Raw genomic sequence first — 8,839 nt, 5'->3', positions numbered from 1 at the left:
GATTCATTATTCTACTCAAGCCTCCTCATCATCATTTGAGGAGGCTTTTGTTATTGCTGAATTTAGTTTTTTAAGGCTTTTCTTATAGTGCGTTAGCGTTCGCGGAGCGTCTCGTAAAGAAGCTCACTGTTCGCGTAGCGTTGCATCCCGAATCTCTGCTGACTAGGCTTCTGCCATTTCAGCTTGAGTTTTACTTCTATTTACCTGAACAAATCCTTGAAACTCTTCTAAATCCCTAATTTTCGGGTTATATCCTTGTTGATAACCTACTTTTGCCTGATAATCTCCTGTTTCTTTTCTCTTATTTAACCAGATGTCTATTGTATTGCGACTAATTTGAAAGATGCGACTTGCTTGAGTTTTTCTCATTCCGTCATCAATCGCATTAATAAGTTAAGTTCTTAAATCGTAACTATAAGAAGCTGGCATTTGATTTTTTAAGGTAATTTATTTCTATTATGTCCTAATTTATGCTTCAATTGGTATAAATAAAATCTTCAATTGATACACAAAAAGCACGGGCTAATTTTTGAACAGCAGTCAGGTAAACCATATTCATCCCCGGATGTCGAGCGTAACTTTTCACTGTGTTGTAGTTTATCTTTGCACGTTCAGCCACCTCTTTGATTGTCCAAATCCTTTTTGCTGCAAGTTCTCTAATCTTTAGTCTAACTAGCCGCATTTTTATCTGGACAAAGGTGATATTCCACCTTTTAATAATTAATCAGGTGGCATTGCACTTACAACATGAACAACATCAAAAGCGATCGCTCGTCCAGCCTGGAAAACTAATAGAGCGATCGCTACCTTCGGTTTTGAAGCCAAGCATGAGAGTCACCTCCCATGCTTAGGTTAAAGGTTTATCGCCCTCTCCCTGTCGTCCCGTGTCCCCCTCCGCTTGTGGTGCAGACATTATTTGCTTTTGCTGTTCTTGTAGCCAGGCTTCAAAGAGTTCATTCAGCAGGCGCACTTTCATAAATTCATCCAATTGTGCTGGGATAAATTTTTCCAGCCGCAAAATCACAAACCAGTCAGCGATGCGGGTAGGGGGCAATATCTGACCTGGTTGACTGCTAGAGAGCATTTGCACCATTACCGGATGTAGTGCATTCAGTTCAATCGGACCCACTAAACCGCCAGTTTGGGCTTCTGGTCCGAGTGAATATTCCCGCGCCAAGTCAGCAAAAGAATTTTCTTTTGCCTGAATCCGGAAGTAAAGTTCTTGGGCAATTCCCACATCCTGGGTTCGCAGTAGGGAATAAATTACTTTGTCTAGTTTTGCCTTGGACTGAAAAAAGTAAGATTCCAGTTTATTACCCCAAGTGGCTTGCTTGAATTTTTCAATTTTCAGCTTCCGAGTGGTAATAACTTCCAGTTGTTCGGGAGTTAGCCTTTGATGTGCCATCCAAGCCTGGATATCTTCTTCATTTTTGAACTGTTTTTCGGCGTAAAACTGCTGTTTAGCTTGGGCTACTTCCTCAGGTGTACATATTGCTACATTCGCAGAGCGTGAGTTTTGCTCTATCGCCTCATCGATGAGCAATTCGCGCTGCAACTGTGGGAGCATTTGGTAATTTGCCAGTAAGGAAATCAGTTCACTAACTGTGATTGTACGATTACCGATTTGGATCGCTTCAGTCATTAGCTTTCGGGCATCTCAAGAATATCTAGTTTGTCAAAGAAGCTATACCGTAGCCTATTCACTGGGAGCTTTTGTCTTAATCCTACCGAGTTAGGTAGGCTAACCTCACTTTCGGAATAATTAATTAAATAGTGACTTGCTAACATACTTTAAAATATACAGTTTATATGAGTTTTTATCAAAGATTCTACGTAAATACGACCAGATGTAAAGACAAGGACAAAGGAAAATGACTAATGACAGTTCTTGCCACTGCAACGCCAGAAGACGAAGTTATCAGACTCAGCTAGGGTGCTTTGAGATAAGCGTCTCCAAACAAAGGTGTTTTTAGTTAAGCAAAAATACTCACTCTAACTCTACCTTTGTTTCATTCTGAAGGTGCGCCCCGCACATGGACTGCTGGTGACAACCTGCGCTTGCCTTGGACATTTACAAATTCTCGTCGTTTATTAAAATTTATCAGAGATGGAAAAAGGCAGCACATCCAATGCTGGCTTTTTCCATGAGGGATTTATGTATCCCGCGACCAAAAATTTTAATGTCTACAACGACTCTAAATAGTTTAAAAGATCCGCCATTTCTTGGACACTAGGTTGGAATTTTGGCATTGGCGGTGTTTCGCCACTGATCACTTGATGAATCAGTCCATACCGAGACTTGTGCTTTGAAACAGCTTGCAAACTCGGTCCCACTCGCCCATCTGCTTCCAAGCCATGACAACCAGCACAGTTAATTTGAAAGATCGCGTGTCCTTGAACTGGGTTTCCTGTTAAGGATAGAACACTCTTGACGTATGGATCGGAGGCTTGAACCAACTGAACACCAAAAAAGCCCAAAGGGACTGCTAGCAGTATAGCCAGCGTCAATAAAACGATGCGCTGAATCAAAATTTCAGGTTTGGTAATTTGGTTATCCAAAAGGTTTGCGGTGAAAATCTAGGTGTACTAAAAAGTTTTCATTTCCTACACATAGCTTAAAAGTTCTTGATTGTGTCTGCAAGCACAGAAGACTATTTTCTTGTGGGCGATCGCGCTTAAAAAGGCTGTAGGGTGCAGGATTCATCCCAAATTTGGTAAAATCAAAAACAGGCAACGAATATTTAATAATTACAAAGAGGAGATTTCCAGTGGTTGAACCCCTGCTATCAGGTATTGTCCTTGGTCTAGTTTTCGTCACCCTCGCCGGACTGTTTTACGCTGCCTATCAGCAATATAAGCGCCCCAATCAGTTGGGGGGATGAGGATTGCTGAGTTAGGAGTTAGGAGCAGAGACGCGATTAATCGCGTCTGTACAGGAGTTAGGGGCAGAGACGCGATTAATCGCGTCTGTACAGGAGTTAGGAGTTATATTGTTCCTCATCTCCCTTATCTCCCCCTGCTCCTTCACTCCAAATTCTGTAGAAAGTAAGTGATGTGTTGCCGTAAACTTTCTGGCGGCAAATTTCCCAAGCGGGAATCTCTGGCGGTGTCCAACCTTGTGAGGCGTGTTCAACTGCGATTTCGCCGCTAGGATCTAAAAGTTGATAGTGAGCGATCGCTTCTAATCCTGGCTGGTACAATCCACTGGCATAAGGTGGATCAAAGTAGATTCTATCAAATTGCTTGCCTGATAAGGTCTTTAACTGCTGAGTAATATCTCCCCGCAATACCCGAAATTCTTGCTTGGCATTAGCTACCTGCTGCCAATTTTGTTGGATGGTGGCACAGGCTCGGCTCGATTGTTCAATTCCCACTACTAAGCTGGCTCCTCTACACAAAGCCTCTGCACCCATTGAACCTGTACCGGCGCACAAATCTAGCCAGTGGCAACCTGCAATTTGTCCCTGCCAAATATTAAAGACTGCCTCCCTGACTCGCGCACTAGTGGGTCTAGTTTCTTTTCCTGGTAAAGTTTTTAGCTGGCGATTGCCGTAAATTCTCAGGCTCATTGGGTATTAGTCATTAGTCATTAGTCATTGGTCATTGGTTATTAATCTTAGATAAAGGACAAAGAAGAAATGACAAACATAGTGTTAGGCAGGAATTTTTTCGCGGACTTGAGCAACAAAATTAGACAGGATTTGCAATCCGATATTAGAGGATTTTTCGGGGTGAAATTGAACTGCCATCAGGTTTTTATGGGCGATCGCAGCTGTGACGGTTTGAGTACCGTGGGTGACGGTTGCTGCACGGATTAGCGGGTCTATTGGGTCAACATAGTAGGAATGGACAAAATACACCCAAGGATCGGACGGTAAATGCTCCCATAAAATACTTTTTGGCTGAGTCACTTCTAGTTGATTCCAACCCATGTGAGGAATAGTGATGTCAGGTTCTGAACGAAACCGCCGCACTTTCCCTTTGATAATTCCCAGTCCAGGTTGGGTACCTTCTGCACTTGATTCAAAGAGAATTTGCAATCCTAAACAAATTCCTAAGAAAGGTTTACCAGATGCGATCGCTTCTTTAATCGGTTGTTCCAAACCACGCGATCGCAGGTGTTGTACTGCTGGATCAAATGCTCCTACTCCCGGCAGGACTATTGCATCTGCCTGCTCTAATTCCTTTGGAGAATAAGTAACATTAGGAGTTGCCCCAGCTTTTTCCAAGCCTTTGCAGACTGAGTGCAAATTTCCCATCTCATAATCTACGACTGCAATAACTGGCATTTACCTGCTCCTTGTAAATTTATTATGGAGGGTTTTTCTATTCTAAATAATATTTGTTATGAAGAAAATAATTCTATTAATTTCTTTTGATATTTGGCTAAAGGATCAACAGTCGAATTCTGATGATGATTTATTAGTTGAAGTTACCAAACTTGAGTTGATACCCCATGACTTAATTTTTTACCCCAGTTACCCATAGATGTGCAACTTGCCAGTGAGCGGCTAATTCAAAAAATCAATGCAATCCAACCTGATTACATCATCTGTTGTGGCCAGGCTCCAAGCCGTACAAAATTAAGTCTGGAAGTAGGGCTAGCCGGAAAAAAAGTTTTTTACAGACAGAAGTTGATTTATTAAAGGAATTAGTAGCGGGAGTAGCAGCAATTGAGATTAGCCACGACTGCGGTAAATTTGTCTCTGGTAGCGGACGTACCAGAAGGTCTTTACTATTCAGTGCTGGATTACCTATGTCAGAGACAACTCAGGGCGTGTTGCATCTTTGTTCACGTTCCGGTTCTTAATCAAGAAAATTTGAGCGGAATACTTGCAGATTTCGTATTAATTATTAACAAACTGGCACTTTCATAAATTTGTCGGCGTCTGTATGGTGGAGAAAATATTTTAATTTATGTTGCCATTGTTACTAAATTTTCTGCTTGGCCAAACAACTCCTGCCACACTACCACCTGAAGAAGTGGTGCAACCACAAGAAGTGCGTCCTTTACCAGGACAACTGGATACAGTGCCAACGTTTAACAGTAATAGTCCAGAGTTGGTATTGAAAGAAGGGATTTTACTTTCGACTTTTCCACCAGATGGTAAAAAAGTGCCAACGGCGCATTTGAATTTTCCCTTTCGGGGAAGATTTGATATTTTTGCCCACCACATTACTAGGGCGGAACCACCAGAAAATTTGCGTAGGCGTAGCCCGTCGGAGACATCGCTTTATCTGGGAATAATTTTGCATAACCCTGGTTCTGAAGCAGTGAAGGTAAATATTTGGCAGGCGGCAAGTTATTTGAGTCAACCGGATGCACCATTTATTCAGTTACCATCCTTGAGTCAAAATCTTTTAGGTAAAGTTTTTGCAGGTCCTGGCGATCGCGTCATGTCTGATGTGCTTAGGGGAGTGCGACAAGAGATTTTTCCTGCCCAAATTGAGATTCCAGCAGGGCAAAGTCGGATGTTATTAAATTTGCCAATTCCTGTGCAGGGATTGACACCACCTCTGAATGGTCGGTCTACATTGATGCGATTGTGGAGTAATGGCACTGTCTATGCAGCTAGCCTAGCGATGTTTGCGCGTGTGAATCCCGATGGTAGTGAGCGATCGCCTACTTTAGAAGAATGGCAAAATTTACTAGATAATGGTGATTTGGCTGGTCCACGGGATAAAACTCCCACTCCCCTAGAGCAAACTGGTAAGCCTATAGTTTATGGACGTGTAGCGGGGGTAGCTGGTGGTTCCCAATGGAGAGCCTTATTAGTAGATAATCCCAAAAAAAGGTATTTAACTATTCCCCAGCGTGGTCAAGTGTTTTCCTACGCTCTGAGTACCGTGCATGGTGGTACGTTAGGAACTGGTCAAATTCAAAGTGCTACTATGCTGGTGCGTTATCCTGATACCGCATATCGCGCTCATGGCAACTATGGAATTCAATATAGTCTGAAGTTGCCGCTATACAACAATACTCAAAGTCCTCAAACTGTTACTGTATCCATACAAACCCCACTCAAAGAGGAGCAGTTGGGAAAACCGGGGTTACGCTTTTTGACTATACCAGCCCCTCAAGTATTCTTCCGAGGAACGGTGCGGGTACGTTACAAGGATGACCAAGGTCAGCCGCAAACTCAGTTTGTGCATTTAGTGCAAAAGAGAGGTCAACCAGGGGAACCGTTAGTTTTATTAAACATGAAAGCAGGCGATCGCTCCTTAGTAGAAGTAGACTTTCTCTATCCGCCCGATGCCACACCACCGCAAGTATTAACAGTCTCAACTCAGGCTCAAACTCGGTAATGAGTCATGGGTAATGGGTTATAGCTTTTCTCCAATTACCTGTTAGTAAAAAATAATTAAAGCCTGTTCTAAAGCTTTTCACCCCAAGTTTGTGCATTTAGGGTGAATACTTATTCCGCTCCATGCGTTGCAATAAAAATAGGAGATTTTAGCAGACAATAAAAGGACGGCATGACAACCAATCAAAAAATCAATCAAGAAACTGAGTTAAATTCGCTTCAGCAGCTTGTTGGAACCCTGATCTTACTGGTAGAGGATGAGCCAGATATAGCAGATTTGCTCATCTTCATTTTAGAAACAGCAGGTGCAGAGGTGATGGCTTTAACCGATGCAGAAGCAGCCCTTGCTTTGGTAGAATCGCTTCATCCCGATATTCTGGTCTCTAATGTAAAGTTGCCCCATCATGATGGAAATTGGTTAATTGAGCAAATTCGAGTGCATTCTACCCCATCTATAAGAGAGTTGCCCGCGATCGCTATCACTTCTTATACACGGGAGGTATCAAGTCATAAGGCTTTGAATGCTGGCTTTAATCGATTTCTAGTCAAGCTTGAGAGTCCAGAGGAAATCGTAGATGAGATTGTTCACCTGCTATCTACCGATCTTTAGATATAAATGCCCGGTCTTCATCTGGTTTTTTACGTTGATTTCACCCCATGCGTTTGTAGGAGTACATAGCTTGGTGGGTACTCCTAAAAACGACTCTACCTTGGAAACCATATAACTCTAAGTGGGTAGGGTGAGATGTTGGATATATTTGTTAATTTTATTGAAAACCTTTTCCTGGCTTTTTTTGCTCCTTACTCTTGGGCTTAGATTTGTTAACTTCTCCTAAAGCTTCTTGAAATAAGTTATGTAAATGTATCGGTACACTGGCAATGTCTGGTAATTCTGGTTCAATAGGTTTGTCGAATTCTTGTAAAAGTGCATTCAAGTCACTTTCAAGGTGAAACTCTGGACGTTGCAAAAGTGTTTGCAACACATTTTCTAATTTAGTTGGATACTGTTGCGCTAATCGATGCCAAATAAAGGCATTAATACTTTTATCTTCCAAGTAGTAGCGAACTAGTTTTTCAGCACCTTGAACACTTTGCCAGTCCTCTGCCGATAAAATTTCTTGTACCTTACTATATGTTGGTAAAAACATTTGTCCCCAACGGGGATGAGAAAGAGCCGTTACCTGTTCTGCTTTCTTGAGTTCGGCAGGTAAATCAACCTTTGGCATAACCATTTTGCTATTACCACTTTTGCTGTTAAACATTTGAGAAACTGCATTTGAATCAGCACCAAATTCTTCTGCTGCTGCTTTGATTTCCTCATCTGTGATGCCAGATGCTTCTGCTACTTCAGCCAAGGATTTAGAAGTATCAATTCCTGCTGCTGCAAAGTTCTTTTCAGTAATTACTTCTTGAAATTCCGCTATTTTTTTATTAAGCTGGTATCCAGGTAGTGTGATTTCATCAGTGCCAAAAAAGTCCACAAACTGCTGATGATATTGTCCTACTGACTGCCAAGCTTCTTCTAGCAAGTCGGGAGCATCGCTGTAAAGATTACTTTTATAGTTTTCTTTGAAATTCCCAATTGCTACAGCAAGTTTTGGTTTACCTAACTTACCCATTATTGTGTAGGGGCCAGAAAACATCCAGTAGCTATCGGTAACAGGAGAAATGCGAGTTAGCAAGATTTCTCCGACTTTCAACCGAGATATTGCCTGTAATGTTTGAGTATTGTTTGGCTTGACGATGTAGGATTTATCTGTCAACCAGTTCGTCAATTCAAAACCATCAGGTAGAATATTAGTTATGGCAAATAAGCCAATAAAACTATGATGCCAACTGTTGATCAGACTGCGATCGCTCTCTGACAAATCTGGATGGCTGGCGATAAATAACTCTAATGGTGACTTATCACCGACTTTCCCTGCTGTCAAAAAGCTATCGATGATTAAGTCCTGCTGTGTACTATCCCCACTTCCCCGGCGCAACTGTGCTGCTGCATAGGTTTCCAATGCTTGTGCCAGTTCGCCTTCAGCATCAAGGACAAAATCAACTAAGGCTTGTTTCAATTCGTGCGATCGTTCTAATATGACATCCACAAGTTAATCTCTCGGTGTAACAGATGTAGATTATAGCGTTTGAGAGAATTGCAGCATCTAGCAATAGCTAGATTTATGGAGCTACACACTTAGCTGACAACTTTCTACGTTATCCGTGCTTAATTGTAGAAGTGCTATCTCCGACAACAGAAGCCTTTGACCGAGGTGATAAATTTGCTGATTACCGACAGATGGAGTCACTTCAGGAATATGTACTTGTAAGTCAAACTCGGTTAAATGTTGAGTGTTTTCGCCGCAACCCAGAGAGACAATGGGTACTTTATCCATATAGACAAGAAGATATCATTCATCTGACAAGTGTAGATTTTCGGTGTGCTGTTGCAGATTTCTATGGACAAATGTGTATTGAGCAAGAAGCTTTTCACATTATTGTTGGAGATTTACTTACTGCCCATAATCTGGGATTTTCTTAAACGC

At 41.9% G+C, this 8,839-nt stretch carries 9 protein-coding genes and 3 pseudogenes; 5 read left to right on the top strand and 7 right to left on the bottom strand.

Going from position 1 to position 8,839, the window contains the following annotated elements; all coding sequences use genetic code 11:
- Nucleotides 1–168: 168 nt before the first annotated feature.
- The 4 genes and pseudogenes from HWQ38_RS27840 to HWQ38_RS27825 all read right to left on the bottom strand — a co-directional run.
- A pseudogene (locus HWQ38_RS27840) lies at nt 169–369 on the bottom strand (IS630 family transposase); the annotation flags it as partial.
- A 106-nt stretch (nt 370–475) separates the two neighbouring features.
- Complete coding sequence (locus HWQ38_RS27835; protein ID WP_292800344.1) at nt 476–682, bottom strand: helix-turn-helix transcriptional regulator; 207 nt, start codon at nt 680–682, stop codon at nt 476–478.
- Nucleotides 683–847: 165 nt separating this feature from the next.
- Entirely contained in the window at nt 848–1,642 is a 795-nt protein-coding gene (locus HWQ38_RS27830; RefSeq protein WP_292800341.1) for a peptidylprolyl isomerase, read from the bottom strand.
- Between the two features lie 542 nt (nt 1,643–2,184).
- Nucleotides 2,185–2,559, bottom strand: coding sequence for a cytochrome c (locus HWQ38_RS27825; RefSeq protein ID WP_292800338.1), 375 nt, complete (start codon nt 2,557–2,559; stop codon nt 2,185–2,187).
- 209 nt (nt 2,560–2,768) lie between these two features.
- On the opposite strand from HWQ38_RS27825, the gene petG reads away from it, so the two are divergent.
- The gene (petG, locus tag HWQ38_RS27820) at nt 2,769–2,882 is read left to right on the top strand and encodes a cytochrome b6-f complex subunit V (RefSeq protein ID WP_292800335.1); all 114 of its coding nucleotides are present in this window, start codon (nt 2,769–2,771) and stop codon (nt 2,880–2,882) included.
- 96 nt (nt 2,883–2,978) lie between these two features.
- On the opposite strand, the gene rsmD is transcribed toward petG, so the two are convergent.
- Nucleotides 2,979–3,569 (bottom strand): 16S rRNA (guanine(966)-N(2))-methyltransferase RsmD, encoded by a 591-nt coding sequence (gene rsmD / locus HWQ38_RS27815; RefSeq protein ID WP_292800332.1) that lies wholly within the window; start codon nt 3,567–3,569, stop codon nt 2,979–2,981.
- 84 nt (nt 3,570–3,653) lie between these two features.
- Nucleotides 3,654–4,289 (bottom strand): imidazole glycerol phosphate synthase subunit HisH, encoded by a 636-nt coding sequence (gene hisH, locus HWQ38_RS27810; RefSeq protein WP_292800329.1) that lies wholly within the window; start codon nt 4,287–4,289, stop codon nt 3,654–3,656.
- 58 nt (nt 4,290–4,347) lie between these two features.
- Here hisH and HWQ38_RS27805 point away from each other — a divergent pair.
- The 3 genes and pseudogenes from HWQ38_RS27805 to HWQ38_RS27795 all read left to right on the top strand — a co-directional run bounded on the left by HWQ38_RS27805 (nt 4,348) and on the right by HWQ38_RS27795 (nt 6,915).
- Nucleotides 4,348–4,877: pseudogene (locus HWQ38_RS27805) on the top strand (peptidase C15).
- Between the two features lie 40 nt (nt 4,878–4,917).
- A complete protein-coding gene (locus HWQ38_RS27800) occupies nt 4,918–6,306 on the top strand; it encodes a DUF3370 domain-containing protein (RefSeq protein ID WP_292800326.1) in 1,389 nt (462 codons plus the stop codon).
- Between the two features lie 171 nt (nt 6,307–6,477).
- The gene (locus HWQ38_RS27795; protein WP_292800323.1) at nt 6,478–6,915 is read left to right on the top strand and encodes a response regulator; all 438 of its coding nucleotides are present in this window, start codon (nt 6,478–6,480) and stop codon (nt 6,913–6,915) included.
- A gap of 157 nt (nt 6,916–7,072) precedes the next feature.
- On the opposite strand, the gene HWQ38_RS27790 is transcribed toward HWQ38_RS27795, so the two are convergent.
- On the bottom strand, nt 7,073–8,401 hold the full coding sequence (locus HWQ38_RS27790) for a hypothetical protein (RefSeq protein WP_292800320.1): 1,329 nt from the start codon (nt 8,399–8,401) through the stop codon (nt 7,073–7,075).
- Nucleotides 8,402–8,496: 95 nt separating this feature from the next.
- Between HWQ38_RS27790 and HWQ38_RS27785 the strand changes: the two are divergent.
- Nucleotides 8,497–8,835 (top strand): annotated as a pseudogene (locus HWQ38_RS27785) (Uma2 family endonuclease); the annotation flags it as partial.
- Nucleotides 8,836–8,839 lie beyond the last annotated feature (4 nt).

Source organism: Nostoc sp. NMS7 (assembly GCF_017115085.1).
Classification (GTDB): domain Bacteria; phylum Cyanobacteriota; class Cyanobacteriia; order Cyanobacteriales; family Nostocaceae; genus Nostoc.
Note: the sequence above shows the minus strand (reverse complement) of the source record. Positions and strands in the feature narration are given on the sequence as shown.